At 33.1% G+C, this 19,392-nt stretch carries 17 protein-coding genes and 1 riboswitch; of the genes, 1 reads left to right on the top strand and 16 read right to left on the bottom strand.

The genetic code is table 11. From position 1 onward, the window contains the following. Positions 1-18: 18 nt before the first annotated feature. From lepB to AB1282_RS11700, 13 genes are all read right to left on the bottom strand, one after another. On the bottom strand, positions 19-570 hold the full coding sequence (gene lepB, locus AB1282_RS11760) for a signal peptidase I (protein ID WP_056473570.1): 552 nt from the start codon (positions 568-570) through the stop codon (positions 19-21). A 33-nt stretch (positions 571-603) separates the two neighbouring features. Next, entirely contained in the window at positions 604-1,245 is a 642-nt protein-coding gene (locus AB1282_RS11755) for a TVP38/TMEM64 family protein (protein ID WP_056473567.1), read from the bottom strand. Between the two features lie 657 nt (positions 1,246-1,902). Then, complete coding sequence (gene mmuM / locus AB1282_RS11750; protein WP_429899151.1) at positions 1,903-2,856, bottom strand: homocysteine S-methyltransferase; 954 nt, start codon at positions 2,854-2,856, stop codon at positions 1,903-1,905. Further along, positions 2,831-4,240 carry an S-methylmethionine permease gene (mmuP, locus tag AB1282_RS11745; protein ID WP_429899150.1) on the bottom strand — a complete coding sequence of 470 codons (1,410 nt, stop codon included), beginning with the start codon at positions 4,238-4,240 and terminating at the stop codon, positions 2,831-2,833. The genes mmuM and mmuP overlap by 26 nt, the downstream gene beginning before the upstream one ends. Positions 4,241-4,323: 83 nt before the next feature. Then, positions 4,324-4,430, bottom strand: a riboswitch (SAM riboswitch). Positions 4,431-4,700: 270 nt separating this feature from the next. Next, on the bottom strand, positions 4,701-5,276 hold the full coding sequence (locus tag AB1282_RS11740) for a competence protein ComK (protein ID WP_056476218.1): 576 nt from the start codon (positions 5,274-5,276) through the stop codon (positions 4,701-4,703). Between the two features lie 323 nt (positions 5,277-5,599). Beyond that, positions 5,600-6,889, bottom strand: a complete 1,290-nt coding sequence (gene aceA / locus AB1282_RS11735; RefSeq protein WP_387360585.1) for an isocitrate lyase — start codon at positions 6,887-6,889, stop codon at positions 5,600-5,602. Between the two features lie 18 nt (positions 6,890-6,907). Then, a complete protein-coding gene (gene aceB, locus AB1282_RS11730) occupies positions 6,908-8,494 on the bottom strand; it encodes a malate synthase A (RefSeq protein WP_429899149.1) in 1,587 nt (528 codons plus the stop codon). Positions 8,495-8,917: 423 nt separating this feature from the next. After that, positions 8,918-10,195 (bottom strand): M48 family metallopeptidase, encoded by a 1,278-nt coding sequence (locus AB1282_RS11725; RefSeq protein ID WP_429899148.1) that lies wholly within the window; start codon positions 10,193-10,195, stop codon positions 8,918-8,920. A gap of 166 nt (positions 10,196-10,361) precedes the next feature. Then, the gene (locus AB1282_RS11720) at positions 10,362-10,835 is read right to left on the bottom strand and encodes a toxin-antitoxin system TumE family protein (protein WP_429899147.1); all 474 of its coding nucleotides are present in this window, start codon (positions 10,833-10,835) and stop codon (positions 10,362-10,364) included. Continuing rightward, complete coding sequence (locus AB1282_RS11715; RefSeq protein ID WP_429899146.1) at positions 10,813-11,577, bottom strand: hypothetical protein; 765 nt, start codon at positions 11,575-11,577, stop codon at positions 10,813-10,815. The genes AB1282_RS11720 and AB1282_RS11715 overlap by 23 nt, the downstream gene beginning before the upstream one ends. A gap of 272 nt (positions 11,578-11,849) precedes the next feature. Continuing rightward, positions 11,850-13,382 carry a fatty acid--CoA ligase family protein gene (locus tag AB1282_RS11710; protein ID WP_429899145.1) on the bottom strand — a complete coding sequence of 511 codons (1,533 nt, stop codon included), beginning with the start codon at positions 13,380-13,382 and terminating at the stop codon, positions 11,850-11,852. A gap of 149 nt (positions 13,383-13,531) precedes the next feature. Further along, complete coding sequence (locus AB1282_RS11705; protein ID WP_056476200.1) at positions 13,532-14,521, bottom strand: lipoate--protein ligase; 990 nt, start codon at positions 14,519-14,521, stop codon at positions 13,532-13,534. A gap of 10 nt (positions 14,522-14,531) precedes the next feature. Beyond that, positions 14,532-15,266, bottom strand: a complete 735-nt coding sequence (locus AB1282_RS11700; RefSeq protein ID WP_056476198.1) for an MBL fold metallo-hydrolase — start codon at positions 15,264-15,266, stop codon at positions 14,532-14,534. A gap of 180 nt (positions 15,267-15,446) precedes the next feature. Here AB1282_RS11700 and yhfH point away from each other — a divergent pair, with 180 nt between their 5' ends. Further along, positions 15,447-15,578 carry a protein YhfH gene (gene yhfH, locus AB1282_RS11695; protein WP_082459635.1) on the top strand — a complete coding sequence of 44 codons (132 nt, stop codon included), beginning with the start codon at positions 15,447-15,449 and terminating at the stop codon, positions 15,576-15,578. Positions 15,579-15,713: 135 nt separating this feature from the next. Here the strand turns inward: yhfH and hemY are convergent, their stop codons facing one another. From hemY to hemE, 3 genes are read right to left on the bottom strand one after another with little or no spacing between them, the layout of a single operon-like run. Beyond that, the gene (gene hemY, locus AB1282_RS11690; RefSeq protein WP_429899144.1) at positions 15,714-17,135 is read right to left on the bottom strand and encodes a protoporphyrinogen oxidase; all 1,422 of its coding nucleotides are present in this window, start codon (positions 17,133-17,135) and stop codon (positions 15,714-15,716) included. Between the two features lie 27 nt (positions 17,136-17,162). Beyond that, the gene (hemH, locus tag AB1282_RS11685) at positions 17,163-18,095 is read right to left on the bottom strand and encodes a ferrochelatase (protein ID WP_056476192.1); all 933 of its coding nucleotides are present in this window, start codon (positions 18,093-18,095) and stop codon (positions 17,163-17,165) included. A 23-nt stretch (positions 18,096-18,118) separates the two neighbouring features. Further along, positions 18,119-19,162: a uroporphyrinogen decarboxylase gene (hemE, locus tag AB1282_RS11680; protein WP_056476188.1), complete on the bottom strand. Its 1,044-nt coding sequence runs from the start codon at positions 19,160-19,162 to the stop codon at positions 18,119-18,121. Between the last annotated feature and the right edge of the window lie 230 nt (positions 19,163-19,392).

Raw genomic sequence — 19,392 nt, 5'->3', positions numbered from 1 at the left:
AAAGCCCCCATAAGGAGCTTATTTGTTAAAATTCGTATTCAAACTTGAAATTGGCCAATAAAGTAGGTCGACCTTCCCTACAATTTTATCAATTTTTACAAATCCAAACAAACGACTGTCATAACTTTTTGGTCGATTGTCCCCTTCAACAAAAACATAACCTGGTGGAACTTTCGTTTTACCTGTAACTTCGTTTAAATTAAAATCAGGTGTAAAAGCTGTTCCTTTTAAAGAACTCTTGTAATCATTTAAATATGGTTCATTCCATTTTTTATCGTTAACATAAAGCTGATCATCTTTATATTCAATTGAATCTCCAGGTAAACCAATCACACGCTTAACATAATCTTCTTTCTTATTTGCATGAAATACAATTACGTCAAATCTGTTAATATCACCAATCTCATATCCAAATTTATTTATAACTAGTAAGTTTCCATCCTTTAATGTTGGCATCATAGATTCCCCATCAACTACATATGTAGAAAATAAGAACGTTCTTACAATAAAAGCAATTGCGATCCCAATAATGATCGCTTTTCCCCAGTCAAATACTTCTTTTCTTAGCATAAAGTTGCTCTCTCCCTTTTGAGTAATAATGCTTTATTGCTCATCAGATGATTGAGGCGCTCTCTTTTTCTCTGGTGTTTTTTCTTTGATGTCCATACGTTTCTCAATCACTTTCCCAACAATCCATAATACGAATATAAAAATTCCTATGTACACTGCTTTAATCGGGTTTTGAAACACTGAAGTTAAATCTTTCCCTAAATAACTAATCATGGCAATCATAGTAAACTTTCCAAGTACTAATGCGATTAGAAATTGTGATATTTTAATACGTGACAGACCAGCTACAATATTTATTAAAAAAGATGGTGAAAACGGAAATGCAAACATAATAAAAATAGGGCCAAATCCCCTTTTTTCAATCCACCCTATTGAAGATTCTACTTTCTTATGCTTACTTACAAATGAAAAAAATCGTTTCTGACCAAATTTTCTAACAACATAGAATAGTAAAATGGAACCTAAGCAAGAACCAATCCATGAATATAAAAAACCTAATAAAGGCCCAAATGCTGCAGCATTAGCAAATACAAAAATGACTAAAGGTAAAATTGGACAAATTGCTTCAATAAAAGGGATTGATATTCCAACTAATGGACCATAGTCTTTGTACTGTTGAATGAGATGTAAAAAATGTTCTTCTGTAAAAAAAGCCTTTAAGTCAAAAACGTTCATTTAAATATGAATCTCTCCTTAAGCCGTATTTCTAAATAGATATCCTTACTGTTAACATTATCACATATAACTATTTATTCAATAATAATAAATGATTCTAACTAGTATTTTTTGTAATAATTTGACTGTTCATCTTATAATTATTTTTTTACTAATTTGTTCCTAATGATGCTTAATGTAATTCTAATAAACTATTCTTTGAATAAATAAAAAAACTACTTCACTAAATGGAAAAGTAGTTGTCAATTAAATAAGTAATTTCTTAAAAGATTTAGTAAAAGTTTTAAAAAAAATTCAAATAAAGCCACGATTACGGAGCAAATAAAGTAAAAAGAATTTAAAAACAGGAATAAAATACTACATTTAAAATCAATAAATCAAAATAACTCTATACATAAGAAGTATTTAAATCTTCATTCCAGAAACACCAAAGTTTAATATAGATGAAATCAAATTTCATGTTAATTTATATTGTTTTTCTTATTGGCTCTGTTAGATTAAAATCTTGAAAAAAGATCGACAAAATCGTCGATCACGTTGTACAAATAAAGAACACGTTAGTTGAATAACTTTCAGAAATATGAACTATTTTTTGAATAACTAAATGAACTTATTCGTTAACTTTAATTACGAATATCCCCTTCACCTTCAATTGGTTCAATACTCGGAAGAACGCCACTTGTTCGATATCTCCTCAATGTGATAAGGTGTCGTTCTGCAGCATCCACCTATTAAACGTGCACCTGCTTGGTACCATTCTTCAGATTGAATATCCAACACGTTACATTGTTCATGACCATGCCATGTTTTTGTTTCTGGATTATAAGTTTCACCAGAATTTGGATAAACAATAATCGGTTTTTTGGTGTTTGCCCTCAACTCTTGTATTGCACCAGTCACAACGGTTACTGGCGCACAATTGATGCCTATCGCTACAATTTGTTCACTTTTCTCAAAAACTCGTGCACACTCTACGAGTTTTATACCTTCACTAATCTCTTTCTCATTTTTTAACGAAAAGGAAAGCCACGCAAATGTTTCTGGAAACTCACGTAATAATGTATCTAATACTCTTGCTTCTTGCAAAGAAGGAATCGTTTCAAATGCCAATAGATCTGCACCTGCTTCAATTAACGCTGACATTCTCGAACGGTGAAAGTCTGCTAATGTTTTATCTGTCACACCATAGTTGCCTACATACTCTGAACCATCTGCAAGGTAAGCCCCGTACGGCCCAACCGATGCAACAACCAATGGTTTAGGCCTATTCGTTTGCTTATTTTCCTTCCAAAAATCATCTCTTGCCCTTCTTGCAAGTAACACCGTTTTCTTAATTAATTCCAAAGCTTCCTGTTCTTGTATTCCACGCGCGGAAAAACCACTAATAGTAGCTTGATAGCTTGCTGTTATGGCACAGTCCGCACCAGCACGAAAATAGTCCGAATGAACCTGATAAATAAGTTCCGGATTTTCTAGTAACACACGTGCCGACCAAAGGGGATCGTCCAAATTACATCCATGCGCCTCCAATTCTGTAGCTAATGCTCCGTCAAGAAGCATAATGGAATGTTGGGATAAAATAGCATCAATTGGATTGACTTTGTTCGACATAATCTACGCCCCTCTTTTTTAAATTTTTTGTTAGATAATAACTTCCATAGCAAAACAAAATAAACGGTATGCCGCAATATAAGGCAATTCTCTGTGTTGGATCGAATGCAATTCCAATACACGATGCCAGACAAAGGATAAAAGAAGCAATTGGTACTAATGGATACAGTGGTGTGCGATAAATCAAGTCCTTTTCAGAATTTCCTTCTTTCAAAAATTGTCTGCGAAATAGGAACTGGGAAGCACTAATACTCATCCAAACTACAACTACTGCTAGACCGGAAATGGAAACAAGTACGATATAGACAGTATCTGGTGCCACAATACTTGAGAGCAAAGCCAAAGCTCCACCCACCATGCTGAAAATGACGGCGTTGATTGGAACACCTTGCTTCGTCATTTTTCCAAAAACCGGAGATATCGTATTCTTATTAGCAAGCGACCAAAGCATTCTAGAAGAGGCATAAAGGCCTGAGTTTGCCGCAGATAAAATAGCTGTTAAGATAACGAAATTCATTACGTCAGCTGAATATGGCACCCCAATTCGTTCTAGAACTGCAACAAAAGGGCTCTCTAATACACCAGCATCGGAAATAGGCAATAACGCAGATAAAACAAAAATCGTTCCTACAAAAAAGATGATCAATCTCCACAGAGTAGTTCGAATGGCCTTCGGTATCATTTTTTCCGGGTTCGCGGTTTCTCCAGCTGCAATGCCTATTAATTCTGTTCCTGAAAAAGCAAAATTAACCGCAAGCATGGTCATTATAATTCCCGTAGCACCATGAGGAAATAAACCTCCACTTGTAAAATTAGAAAATAATGGCGCTGCTTTTGAATGACTCATCGGAAGAAACCCTAGCATTGTCGCTGCTCCTAAAACAATAAAAATCACAATAGCTATAACCTTTATCGATGAAAACCAAAATTCGGATTCGGCGAAAAATTTAACAGTCATGACATTTAATACAAAGATCAAAATGGCAAAAATAGCACTCCATATCCAAACATTAATCGATGGAAACCATCGCTTCATAAGTAATCCTGCGGCTGTAAATTCAGAACCTAAAGCAACAGTCCAAGTTAACCAATACAACCAGGCTACTGTATACCCTGTACCCGGTCCAATGTATTTAACTGCATAACTGTGAAATGAGCCCGTTTCAGGCATATGTACGGAAAGCTCTCCTAAACATAGCATAACTAGATAAACCACTAGCGCACCAATCAGATAGGATAGTATTGTTCCAAACGGGCCAGCTTGTTGAATAGTGTAGCCCGAGCTTAAGAATAAGCCAGTTCCAATCACCCCACCAAGTGATAGCATGACTAAATGACGTGCTTGCATGTTCCTTTGAAATTCTTGCCCATTTTTGTTCCCCATTTCTACTCTCCTTTAGTTACTATCCAGAAAAAACAAAAACGCACTCTAAAAAAGAGTGCGCTACTGACAAATAAAAACGAAAGCTCTCATCTATCAGGTTAACACCCGCTGGAATTAGCACAGTGTCTACTTAAGCAGACCTGTTGCTGAGGCTTCAAAGGGCCAGTCCCTCCACCTCTCTGGATAAGAAATATTTTTTTATAACCATATCAATCCATTCGATAATTGTCAATATAATTCTGTTTTTTTAAAAAATTATTAATTATTGACTTACTATTTTATCATTTCTTATGCAACTAAACTGCCATTATATTGAATAAGATTTCAACAATCTACTTTAATAGATCCTACTAATTAAGAATTAAAAGGACTAATTTTCATAAATATAATTTCCAAATAATTCCCATAAAAAAACTACTTTACTATATGTTAAAGTAGTTAAATTTTTAATCTTTCATTTTTATTTTTCGTGTATGGATATTCCTTTTATATATGATGTAATTTCGTTATCTGGGATTAATTTGTAAGATTTTTGTTGGGTATTTTCAGGGTTGAGTCGGTCTTCATAAATAGCTCTTAGATGTGCAGTTCGGTATAGTTGGTTTTCAAATGATCCACGAGATATTTCTAATGGAAGTTCAACGCCGTTAAAAAATTCAACCACTGATCGATTGTATTTACCGCCTCTGAAATTAGCAACATGATTGTAGGAGATCCAAGAGCATTCTACTTTTAAAGAAGATGAAGTGGGGAAAAAGAAAATTTGATTCATTGAGCTGATCGCTATTGGTGGTTTATGGGTGATGGAAATCATTTGTTTAGTTCCTTCACGCCTACCCCGGTAACTACTCCCGAAATAAGCACAGCTTCTTTCAATAATTTCAATCGGTTTCATTAAAACATAAAAACTATCATCTGTTTCATATACCTTTGAAATCACAACTAAGTCGACCGTAAATTCTGGAATGATTGCCATTGTCGACTTATTAATCTCGTACTCATTTAATACTTTAACTTGTCCTTTCACATGATTCATCCTTACAACTCCTTCTGTTATTAGTATTATGAAATGTTAAATCTTATTGGCTTTAATTGACTCTCCCTCTTCCTTAATTAAATAATTAAATAATTAAATAATTAAATTAAAGGCCAACAATTAAGTTTAACAAGTTCAGATAAAAAATTTTAACATGAAGTATAGTAGCAACATTGATGTTAGAGAAATAATATCATAAATCTTTATTTGTAATATCATTTTTTAAATACTTTAACAAAAGTGTCATTGTTTACTAAATTTTAGGATAAAACCCAATAGAAAAACCACCTTTTTCACATTTAAAAAAAGTGGTTTTTTACTAGTTAATTAGATGAAAATTGTTGTTCTTCAGTAGAACCTTTAAGAGCTGTTGTTGAAGAAGTTCCTCCAGTAATAATTTGAGCTACTTGATCAAAATATCCTGTTCCAACTTCGCGTTGGTGTCTTGTCGCAGTATAGCCATATTGTTCGCTTGCAAATTCAGCTTGTTGAAGTTCTGAATATGCTCCCATTCCTCGATCTTTGTAGTTTCTAGCTAATTCAAACATACCAAAGTTTAATGCATGGAAACCAGCAAGGGTAACGAATTGGAATTTATAGCCCATTGCTGCAATTTGTTGTTGGAATGTTTCAATTGTTTCGTCATCAAGTTTCTTCTTCCAGTTAAATGAAGGTGAGCAGTTATAAGCTAGTAATTTACCTGGGAATTTTGCATGTATAGCATCTGCAAAACGTTTTGCATCTTCTAAGTTTGGCTCTGACGTCTCACACCAAACTAAGTCTGCATACGGTGCATAAGCAAGACCACGAGCAATTGCTTGATCTAACCCCGCTTTCGTACGATAAAAGCCTTCAGGTGTTCTTTCACCTGTAATAAATTGTTGGTCGACTGGATCAATATCACTTGTAATTAAATCTGCTGCATCTGCATCAGTTCGTGCAACAATAAGGGTAGGAACTCCCATTACATCCGCTGCTAAACGAGCAGAGATTAAGTTACGAACCGCCGTTTGTGTTGGTAATAATACTTTCCCACCTAAATGACCACATTTTTTCTCCGAAGACAATTGATCTTCAAAATGTACACCTGCCGCTCCTGCTTCAATCATACTTTTCATTAATTCAAATACATTTAATTGCCCACCGAAGCCAGCCTCTGCATCTGCCATAATCGGTGCGAAGTAATCGATTTCTTCTCCACCTTCAACAAATTGAATTTGATCTGCACGTTGGAAAGCCTGGTTAATTCGTTTTACAACTGCTGGTACAGAATTTGCCGGATATAAGCTTTGATCTGGATACATTTGACCAGAAAGATTCGCATCAGCAGCTACTTGCCAACCACTTAAATAAATAGCCTTCAAACCTGCTTTAACTTGTTGAATTGCCTGATTTCCAGTTAATGCTCCTAGTGCATTTACATAGCTTTCTTCATTTAAAAGCTTCCATAACTTTTCTGCACCTTTTTTTGCTAATGTTTGTTCAATATCGATTGATCCTCTTAATTTAATTACGTCTTCAGCAGTGTATGTTCTTGTAATGCCATTCCATCTAGAATCAAGCTCCCAGCTTTCTTGTAATTCAGCAATACGCTTTTCACGATTTTTCGTCATATTCAATTCCTCCTAATTTTATAAAAAGTTATATCCTTTTAAAGTCAGAAAGTCAGCAAATTCATCATTGCTAATTAACTCATTAAATAATTCAATTGCTTCACTAAATCGTTTTGCTTCAAATTGTTCTTTCCCTATTTCTAGTTGAAGCTTCATCATTTCTTCATGTTTTAATGAATCCACTAATTGTAAAGTAATGTTTGTACCATCCTCTAAAACGCCTTTTTCATGACGCACCCATTGCCAAATTTGTGCACGCGAAATTTCAGCAGTCGCAGCATCCTCCATTAAGTTGTATAGCGGCACCGCGCCTCGACCACTTATCCATGCTTCAATATATTGAATCGCAACTGTTATATTTGTTCTGAGACCTTGTTCAGTAATAACACCACTTGGAATCTCTAAAAGATCCGCTTCAGTTACATTAACATCCTCACGTTTTCTATGAATCTGGTTTGGTGTTGGCATAAATCGATTAAACTGTTCAAGAGCTACAGCTACTAAACCAGGATGAGCTACCCAAGTACCATCGTGTCCATCCTTTGCTTCACGCTCTTTATCTTTTCTTACCTTTTCAAATGCAACTTCATTTCGCTCTTTATCATCTTTAATTGGAATTTGAGCTGCCATTCCTCCAATTGCAGGAGCATTTCTACGATGGCAAGTTTGAATAACTTTTTGAGAATATGAACGCATAAAAGGTACTTCCATCGTCACAACAGAACGATCAGGTAAAATAATTGATTTGTCGTATCGCATCATTTTTATAAAACTAAAAATATAATCCCATCTGCCACAATTAAATCCCGCTGAATGATCCTTCAATTCATAAAGTATTTCATCCATTTCAAATGAAGCAGCAATTGTTTCGATTAATACAGTTGCTTTAATCGTTCCAACAGGTATATTCAATTCATTTTGAGCAAATAAAAAAACATCATTCCATAATCTTGCTTCCAAATAACTTTCCATTTTTGGTAAATAAAAATAAGGTCCTGAGCCGTTTTTAATTGCTTGTTTCGCATTATGAAAGAAATAAAGTCCAAAATCTACTAAGCTACCAGACATATTTTCACCATTTACAGTGATATGTTTTTCTTCTAAATGCCAGCCTCTTGGTCGAACTAATAGTACAGCTGGCTTCTCTTTTAACTTATATGTTTTTCCTTTTGAATGAAGTGAAATTGTTCGATTCACAGCATCTCTTAAATTAACCTGACCCGAAATTATATTTTCCCAAGTTGGAGAAGTAGCATCTTCAAAATCAGCCATGAAAACAAACGCATCAGAATTCAATGCATTAATAATCATTTTTCGATCAACTGGTCCCGTTATCTCTACTCTTCGATCTTGTAAATCCTCTGGAATAGGTGCAATTGTCCATTCACTTTCACGAATGTGTTTTGTTTCCTCTAAAAATTGAAGCTTACCTCCATTTTGTAACAAACGCATTCTTTCTTTTCTGTTTATTAACAGCTGTTGTCTACGTTGATCAAATTTCAGATGTAATTGCTCTAAAAAACTTAATGCTTCGGTCGTAAGAATGTCAGTTGAACCCTCTACATGATTACCGAGAACTTTAATTTTTGAAAGTTCAGTTGTCATATGATTCCTCCATTCAGTTATATAACAGATATTGATTACTTATGTTATTATATAACAGTATATTCGGATTTGATATTAAATTCTGAAAATATTCCCAAAAGAATTTTCGACAGCTTAACTTTTTAGAAAGTATCTTGTGAGTCCACTGATACCCAAATTTTTTTATCTTAATCGAGAGGTCCATCATATTTTTCCAAAGTAAAAATCTTCAATTTGTGTTCCATTGTCTTTGATAAAGTTTAGTAAAAGAATAATAAAGGAAACACACGAATTAATTAGTAAACATTTGATACTATGTATAATTAAGAGATTTGAAGTGCTTCTAAATTTTTCTCAATTTAAATTTCACACAATAAAAAAGCTTGTAGATATTGGTACAAAACCAAACAATCTACAAGCTAAACATTCAACAAAGGATTTACTCTATTTATTGTTGTTTCTTTTTTCAGCTGCCTCTAAATACCTCATTCTTTCCAACATTGTCGGATGATCATATCTAAACAATTTCACTAAAAATGGTGGATTTACTTGAGACAAGCTGTTTTTGGATAACTTTTGAAACGCTATAATGCCTGCCTCTGGATCATGTGTTAGCTTAACTGCATATAAATCTGCTCTTTTCTCTGCACTTCTTGAAAATGCATTTGATACTGGATCAGTAATAAAGCTTACTACTCCACTAATGATTAAAAATAGTGTTAAGATGACGGCCATTTTTTCAGTAGAATTACTGCTTCTACTCTTCGATAGTACATACCTCATTAATAAGTGAATGATATACAGACCAACTAAACTACCTGCTAGCATACCAAACATTGATTTATAAATGTCTTTGTGGACGTAATGTGACATTTCATGAGCCATGATGAACATAATTTCATCTTCAGTTAGCCCTTTAAGAGTTGTATCCCATAATACAATCCTAGCGTTTTTACCTATACCAGTAACATATGCATTATAAGTAGTTGTCTTAGTGGACATATTTACTTCATATACCCGATGTGCAGGAATATTTGCTTCTTTAGCAAGGGTAATAATTTTCTTTTCTAAATTTTTATCTTTTAATGGGTAAAAATCATTATATAAGGGATCAATTACTACAGGCTGAATAAACGTTAAGAAAATTGTAAAAGGAATACTTAATAGCCATGCAGTTAACCACCATTTCTTTGGTTGCTTTTTGATTAACAAATACACAACATACATCACAAAAAACATCATGGCAAAATTTATCCAAAAACCAATCATTTCATCCTTCATCCAAGCATTAAATGTTTGGACAGATAAACCATATTTCGTTGATAACTTAAATCGATAGAAATCAAGTGGAAATGTAACAATATATGTAACGACCGAGACAAAGAAAAAATATAAAAGGACTTGTATAAACTTAAATCTAGTCAACTTAGATAAAGAGTCACCTAATCTTTCAATTGTTCCACTTAATAATAAAAGTGATAATACAATCCAATCGATCGGTAAGCTAATAAAATAAAGAACATTTTTTAATGTGCTATAACTAGAGCTTAGATTAGCTTCTTTATGATTCATGAATGTATGTGGATCAACAAATGTTCCTTTATATTTTGAAGGTAGGTCAGAAGTCGTAAAAACATAAAAGTATAACAGGACTAAAATGATATAAATAAGATAGCCTAGACAGATAAATTTGGTTAATTTAGATTTAGTTGCTTTTTTCATAAAATCTCCCCCCATTCTCTATATTATCAACTTTGTCCAATTTTTTAGAACTTCAACCTATTATATTTTTAAATACTGTAGTTGAATTAGAAATTAAATTACTACTAAATATAAATATAAAAAATAAAACCACGACTAGTATATCGTAGTTTAGAATAAACATTTCTCACCTAGGATTTAAATGTTTTTCTCTTATTTTCGCATACAGATGGAGCTTGATAAAATCTAATACTTTTTGCAAGCACATAAATTCTTCATCTTTTTTACTAGCTTTTGCTAGTTTATCGAATCGATCCTGTCCGATATGTAAGTGGAAAGGATCAAACTCCTTTACATCCTCTGATGCTTCGTCGTGATGGTAATGGTTATGAAATTTCATAATCGCACCAGCACTGCTTTCCCAATCATAGAAATAAGCTACAATTTTATCTGTTTTTTTATCTATGTATTCAATACATTTTAAATCAGGAATGTCTGATTCGAACGTAAATTTTATCCTTTTAGCCTGACCATACACATTGGGACCAAAGTGTTTAGGGATATCAGTACTCGGGAAATTTTGAATTTCTCGAATTATATCTTTATAATATAATTCAATTAAATTAAATTTTGTTCTTTCAATCCCAATTATTTTCTTCATTTTTTGCTCTGTTTAAGAAGAAAGACCACATTGATTTATCTGTATCCTCTTCTGGTGTTAATTCGTCCCATTTTTTATTTCCAAATACTTCTTCAAAAGTACCTTTGTACTTATTTATAAAGTGCTCATTATACAGTCTAATTTGTTCTTCTTCTGTCACAACTGAGAACTCGTTTTCAAGCATTTCTCTTTCTTTTTGATCCTTATAATATGCTTCAGCAATATCTTTTAATTTTAAGCGAACTCCAGTTGGAGCATCAAATAAAGTGTTTGGATGAAATCGTAGTTTTGCATTGGTACTAGAGCGCCCAACAATAATAACTCGTCCATCCTCATGTTCAATAAAAAACTTTCCTTCTTTTACCCAATTATTTATTGTGGTTATGCTTACATATAAAAATTTTGATAACTGTCCAGTAGAATATCCTTGCATTTCTTTTGGTAAACTTTTTGCAACTTTAGGCTTTATTACAAGTTTTCTTTGTGGGTTCTCAACAGTGTCGAAAGCTAGAAGCAATAACTCAGAAAGCATTTTTTTATTTTCTATTGATACTGCTGAATTATAACGTTGGTTTGATGAGGGATTTAACTCGACAATGTTGTTCATCATTTTAAAAAATGCTATTCGAAAATCTTTATTTGAAAAAGATTTCGATGCCCAATCCTTAAAGTCCATTTCTTGTAATTCTAAAGCAGACTCTTGAAAAACTTTTTTATCTTCTTTAGTTAATGGCATTTCCATCACCTCTTGCCTCCATTCTATCAACAACTGCAAGTAACTGCAATTAACAAAAACTAACTAAAAACTTATTAACTATTATTATTTTATAAATAAGAATTTATACCTTTAAATAATTGAGTACAAATTTCTATACAAAACGACTTGTTAAGCTAAATTACCAATTACATGTGAATCATATGAAGCTAATAAAAAATCAATCTTCACACAGGTTTTTACCTCTCTTAAATCAAAAAAGTACAACCTTATTCAGGTTGTACCTCTATTACCACAATTTATTGTACAACTGAATCTTTCAACGCTCTTCTAAGTATTTTACCAGTTGCATTTTTTGGTAGTTCTGGAATGAATTCTATTGATCTTGGTACTTTATATTTTGCTAAGTGCGCCTTGCAATATTCTGATAAGGTCTCTACACTTAATGAAGGATTTTTGGAAACAACATAGGCTTTTACACTTTCTCCAAAATTATCGTCTGGTAATCCAATCACCGCACATTCAACAACATCTGGATGATTATAAATTACCTCTTCAACTTCACGAGGGTATACATTATAGCCGCCAACAAGAATTAATTCTTTTTTACGATCGACTATATAGAAATAACCATCTTCGTCTATTCTTGCTAGATCACCAGTATATAACCAGCCATCTCGTATCGTCATTGCCGTTTCTTCTGGCATATTATAATAGCCTTTCATTATATTTGGTCCGCGGACGATTAATTCACCTACTTCACCAACTGTTACTTCTTGACCAAGAGCATTTACTACTTTATTTTCTACATTGCTAATATTTGTCCCAATTGATCCTGCTTTTCTTGGGCGATCTAACGGATTAAATGTCGTAACTGGTGAGGCTTCTGACAATCCATAACCTTCAGATATAATAACTTTAAATTTCTTTTCAAAATTCTCTAGAAGTGCAACCGGCAATGATGAACCACCCGAAATACAAAGTCGAATTGACTCAAAGTCTTCTGTCTTTCCTTCAGGGAATTGATATAAGAAGTTGTACATTGTTGGCACACCTGCAAATACAGTTGCTTTGTAAGTACGAATTATATCAAATATTTCTTTCGGGCTAAATTTAGGCACTAAAATAACAGTAGCTCCATACATTAAAGGCGCGTTTAAAGCTACAGTTAAACAAAATACATGGAAAGCAGGTAATGTTGCAATTACCTTTTCTGTACTTGAAAAGCTTAAGAAGTGTCCAGCATCCATCGCATTCGAATATAAGTTTTTATGCGTTAACATAGCTCCTTTTGGTTTTCCTGTTGTACCAGAAGTATATAAAATGACTGCTAAATCATCATCATGTAATTTAGGTCCTTTGAAATCTTGATCTCCAAGTCCAACTACATTTGTAAACGATTTCAATTTATTGTTTTTAAATTCATAAGGATTTTCTTGTTTTGTTTCACAAATAATGAAGTGATCGATATTAGGAAGAATCGGTGAAGCTTTTTCTACTAGTGGAAGAAATAAGTCTAAGGTGATTACTGCTTTTGCGTCGCCGTTTGTTAATATGTATACTAATTCATCTGGTGCATAAAGAGGATTAACCGGTATTACAGCCGCTCCGACCTTCAGCGCACCATATAGTGCTATAATAAAATGAGGGGAATTACCAACAACTAGAGCTACTTTATCTCCTTTTTCAATACCTAATTTTGAGAGCCCACTCGCAAATTTCGTAATATAAGTCTCTAGTGTTGAGTATGAAAATGTCTGCCCTTCAAAGATAATAGCAGAATGATTTGGATGCCTCAAAGCTGATTGTGACAGTGTTTCAACTAAATTCAAGAAAAACTACCTCCTTTAAATATTAAAATTTAAAATATTCTAAATATATTATATTGCTAGAAAACAGTTCTGACAAGTGAGAAAACTAGCACTTTTTAGACTTCTAATTATTTAACAAACAAAAAAAAGAGTAGTTTCCTACTCTTTTTTTAAAATAATAAACTCATAAATTCTTCTTTCGTTACTTTCCCAAAATAATGGGTAAAATCAACTTCATTTAACTTATTTTCAATCTCTTGTTGATCAAATTTACTGCCAATCAGAAGCTGTTCTATATCAGATACATCTCCTACCCCAAAGAAGTCACCATAAACTTTAACATTCTCAATGATTCCTTTGTTAACATCTAAACGAAGATCAATCGAACCAGCTGCAAATCTTTTACTTTGTTGAATATTGCATTTAGGAGATTTTCCAAAATTCCAATCCCAATTACGGTATCTACTCTCAGCAAGTTCTTTAATATTTTTTATATCCTCATCTGTCCATTCATATCGTTCTATTTTCCCATGTTCTTTAAAAATAGATTGTAAAATTAAATCCTTAAATTCTAGGATTGTTAAATCGTCTTTTAAAAATTCTTTAATGTTTGCGACTCTACTTCGGACTGATTTAATTCCTTTAGATTGAATTTTCTCCAGCTTTACATTTAATGCATTTACAACTTCATCTATATCACTATCAAACAACAATGTACCGTGGCTAAACATTCTACCTTTAGTAGAAAATTGTGCATTACCTGAAATTTTTCTACCTTCTGCTAATATATCATTTCTTCCACTAAGTTCGGCATTTACACCGAGATCTTTTAATGCCTCGATCACTGGCTCAGTAAACTTTCTAAAATTATGAAAGCTGTCACCATCATCTTTTGTAATAAAACTAAAGTTAAGATTTCCTAAATCATGATATACCGCTCCACCACCAGATAATCTTCGAACAACATGAATGTTATGATCGTTTACATATGAAGCATTAATCTCCTCGGCAGTATTTTGATTTTTACCAATAATGATTGAAGGTTCATTAATATAAAATAAAAAATATGTATTTTCAGGATCTAGATTTTTTAGCGCATATTCTTCCATCGCTAAATTTAATGTTGGATCCGTTATTCCCCTATTATCTAAAAATAGCATGTGTATCCTCCTAAAGTTTTGATTTCCATTCAAATCCTGTATAGGCTAAATGAACAAGTCCATTATAATACTTTTTGGCCTCAACTTTTAAATCTTTTGTATCACCTTTATGCGGAAGATGTGATAAAAGTAATTCTTTTACATTTGCTTCATTAGCTATTGTCGCAGCATCTTTACTGCTCATATGTCCCACTTTAGCTCCATCTTGGTTTTCATACATATTACAATCACTTATAAGTAAATCCGCATTGGAAGAAAACGGTATGAACTCTTCCGTAAAGCTTGAATCCGCTGTATATACGACCGAATGATTTGCCGTTTCAATTCGCATCGCGAAACAATCAACCGGATGAACAGTCTTAAGAAAACGGATTGTAAATGGGCCTAGATCAAGGGCCTCATTTGGTTTATATTCATATCCCTTTGTTGCTTCTTTATATGTTAATGAATTAAATTTTTCTTGATTAAAATTATGACCATAAATAGGTAAAGCAAACTTATCCTTCCCAGCGTTTACTAGTTTGAAGTATTGTAGTACTCCTATATCTGCAATATGGTCATGATGATAATGCGACAGGATTACAGCATTTAGGCAATTAGGCTCTATGTAATTTTGTAAAGTAGCTAATGCACCTGAACCACAATCAACCAATAAATTAAAATTTTTTGATTTAAATAAATAACATGAAGTTGCCTCACCTTTACCTGGATAGCCGCCCCAATAACCAATAACGGTTACTTTCATAAAACAAACACACTCCTTTGTACTTATTATTTCTATGAAAATTTAAATTTATAAGCTTGTCCTTACTGTTTAACAAAAATAGGCATTTAGATTATTTTTTAAAAATTGTACTAATACAGATTGACACAAAATAAGTTGTAGTAATACAATACTAATAAGTTAACTAAAGGAGAGGGTATCATGCTTGCAAAAATGTCCGAATTTTTAAAACTATTACCAAAGAAAGTATGTAAACAATGTAATTCGACGATTGAAGAACAACATGATTGCTACAGTAACACTTGCTCAAATTGCTTAAAAGATAGTTTTTAAGTTAAGAGTCTTTTAGGAGCACCATTTTTTAGGATGAAATTATTAAACATTTTATTAGTACAGAGGCCAATAAAAAGAGCAACCTAAAAGTATCAATATACTTTTTTGGTTGCTCTATTCTTTACTAGATTGTATTTAATAGGCCTTAACAGCTTGTTTTTCACGTGTGAACAAGTATTCAATTGTATCCGATACTGCTTTTTCACCTTGATCTATACAGTCTGGTAAGCCGGACCCATAAAATGAGCAACCGATCACCGATACACCAGGCATTTCCTTTTGTAAATATTGTTCCATATTTTTCGTACGCTCTTTATGATTAATCGTATATTGAGGCATAGCATCTTTCCATCTTGAAACAATATAAAACTCTGGTTTTTCAGTTATATCCATCGTTTTTCTTAAATCTTCTAAAACAATTTCAACAAGTTCTTCATCTGTTTTATCGACTATTTCCTTATTGTAAGGGCGTCCAACGTAACAACGTAAGAGAACCTTACCTTTTGGACAAGCATGTGCCCATTTTTTATGAGTCCATGTACACGCTGTTATATTATAATCATTGTTGCGTGAAACAACAAAGCCTGTACCATTTATATCCTTCTTAATTGCATGCTCTGGAAATGCAAGTGCAACATTCGCAACTGATGTAGAAGGAACTTTTTTGAAAGGCTCAAATACAGGTTTATTGTTAAATAATTGTGGAATGAAACGATGAGGTACCGTAACGATAATTGAATCTGCTTCAATCTTTTCATTATTGCTAAGTACAATCTCATATTTTTTTCCAACTTTATTTATATTAACTACTTGTACACCTTTTAAAACTTCTTCTTGATCTAACTCTTCTTCAATTCGTTCAACGATTGTTTGAAGACCTGTACTTACAGTCTGGAAAATTCCTTTTCTCGGACCTTTTGATTTCTTTACAGGCATTTCTTTTTTCATGCCTAAAACAATACTTTGATGTTTTTGTTCAATTTGGAAGAATTGAGGAAATGTTGCCATTAAACTCATTTGATCAATGTCGCCTGAATAAATACCCGATAAAAGGGGCTCAATTAGATTCTCAACTACTTCATTACCAAGTCTTCTTCTAAAAAATTTACCTAATGACATATCTCCTTGGACATGTGTTTTTGGTAAAACAAAATCTAAACCTGCACGAATTTTCCCTGCTGGTGAAAATAGACCAGAAAAAATAAAAGGCTTGATTTGTGTAGGGATCCCCATGTTTGAACCTTCTGGCATACCATGTAATTTATTATGGGCTAACACATAAGATTTTCCAGAAGAGTTAAAAACGATTTGGTCTTGGATACCTAAGTTTTCAGCTAAACGATATGCACTTTTTTTCCTTGCCAAAAATGAGTCAGGACCACGCTCAATAACAAATCCATCTTTTCTAATCGTTTGTATTTTTCCTCCAAGCCTTGAAGAACTTTCAATTAATTGAATATCAATCGGAAGATTATTTTTTATTTTTTCTTGTTTTAAATAGTAGGCAGATGTCAATCCAGTAATACCGCCACCAATAATGACAACCTTCTTATTCACTTCTTTACCTCCTATTTCAAAACCATATTATTGTTCGTTTAATTTTCTTAATACAACCGTACTGAGTCCACTAATAAATAATGGATCTGTATTAGGCATCGGTGGACGAACATATGCTTTTTGAATTTCATCTGTTACATGTTTACATTCTATGTCATTATCATAAAGTACTTCTAAATGCTCACTTACAAAGCCTAATGGTAGATAAACGTAAGTTTCAAAATCATAATTATCATTCAATTCACGTGTTAAATCTTGTACATCAGGTCCAAGCCAAGGGTCTGGTGTATTACCAGCACTTTGCCATCCTAGAAAATAATGACGAATATCAGATTGCTGAACGACTAACTCAGCAGTTTCCTTAAGTTGATCCGGGTATGGATCTCCATAAGAAAGAATTTTTTCAGGTAAACTATGCGCTGAAAAAATAAACGCCGTTTTCACACGTTGCTCTTCATTCATTGGTTCAAGAATTGCTTCCACTTCACGTACCCAATATTGAATAAATCGCTCTTCTTTATACCAATCATCTACATGTATAATTTTTGGTCCGTCAATTTTTTCAGAATGATTTGTAGCACGTTCGTTATACGATTTCACACTAAACGTTGAATAATGTGGTGCAAGCACGATACTAACTGCTTTCGTTATACCATCTTTTTTCATTTCATCTACTGCATCTTCAATGAATGGTTCAATATGCTTCAGTCCAATGTACATTTTGAATTCTACATTGTCTTGGATCTTATTTAAATCTTCTTCTAATGCTTTTGCTTGTTCGCTTGTTATTTTTGCTAAAGGAGAGATTCCTCCAATTGCACGATATCGTTCAGTCAGTTCTTCTAGCGCCTCTTGTGAAGGCTTTCTACCTCTACGAATATCTGTATAATAACGCTCAATATCTGATTCTTTATATGGCGTGCCGTAAGCCATAACTAATAAACCGATTTTTTCTTTCATGTCATCACCATAGTCCTTTTATATTAAGCTTTAACCCTTGATGAATACTCATGTACAAAACTTGTTAATCGTTTAAGAGTATCAGGATTTACTTCAGGGAATACCCCATGACCTAAGTTGAAAATATGACCTGGATTTGCCATACCCTCATCTAATATTTCCTTCGCACGTTTCTCAATTTCTTCCCATGGTGCTAATAAAAACGCAGGATCTAAATTACCTTGAAGTGTTTTCGTAATCCCTAAAGAGCGAGCTTCTGTAATAGAAGTTCTCCAATCTAGACCAATTACATCTACAGGTAGTTCATTCCATTCATGAATTAAATGGCTTGCTCCAATTCCAAACATAGTAGTTGGAATATTATCTTCTTTAAGTGCTGCAAAAATCTTTTCCATGCATGGTTTAATATAAATGCGATAATCATTCGCATTCAAAGCACCAACCCATGAATCAAATAATTGAATTGCACTTGCCCCTGCTTTAACTTGTGCCTTTACGTATTTGATTGTCATGTCTGCTAAATGATCCATTAAAGCAAACCATGCTTCTGGCTCTGCGTACATAAATGATTTTGTTTTATTATAGCTTCTAGACGGTCTACCTTCGATCATATAGCTAGCAACCGTAAAAGGTGCACCTGCAAATCCAATTAATGGAACAGAAAGTACTTCTGTTGTTAATAATTTAATCGTCTCATAGATATAAGGTAGTTGCTCTTCCGGATGAATATCAGTTAACTTTTTTACATCAGCTAATGAACGAATAGGATTGCTTATTACAGGTCCTACTCCTGATTGAATTTCTACGTCTACTCCAATTGCAGGAAGTGGAGACATAATATCTTTATATAAAATAGCAGCATCAACATTATATTGGTCCACAGGTAGCGCTGTTACGTAAGCGCATAATTCAGGTTGATGTGTAATTTCAAATAAAGAATATTTTTCTTTAATTTTTCGGTATTCTGGCTGAGAACGCCCTGCTTGTCTCATATACCAAACTGGTGTATGCGTTACTTCTTCTCCTCTAATCGCTTTAAGAAATGTATCGTTAAAATCTTTTTTCATCCTTCAAAGTCTCCCTTTCACTATTCCAAACTCTACTATTAAATATACTGATTGAACCATTAATTGTATAGAAAACTCGAATTTTGACACATAATGTTCACTGATTTTACAATTTTTCACAATTAATAGGTCTATTTTACTACCAGACTTTTCCCATTAAAAATTATATCAAAATATGTCTAAAATATCGAATTAATAATCTTTATTTATTAATACTTTTTATAAAATAA

Source organism: Gottfriedia sp. S16(2024), from assembly GCF_050473765.1.
Lineage (GTDB): Bacteria > Bacillota > Bacilli > Bacillales > Bacillaceae_G > Gottfriedia.
Note: the sequence above shows the minus strand (reverse complement) of the source record. Positions and strands in the feature narration are given on the sequence as shown.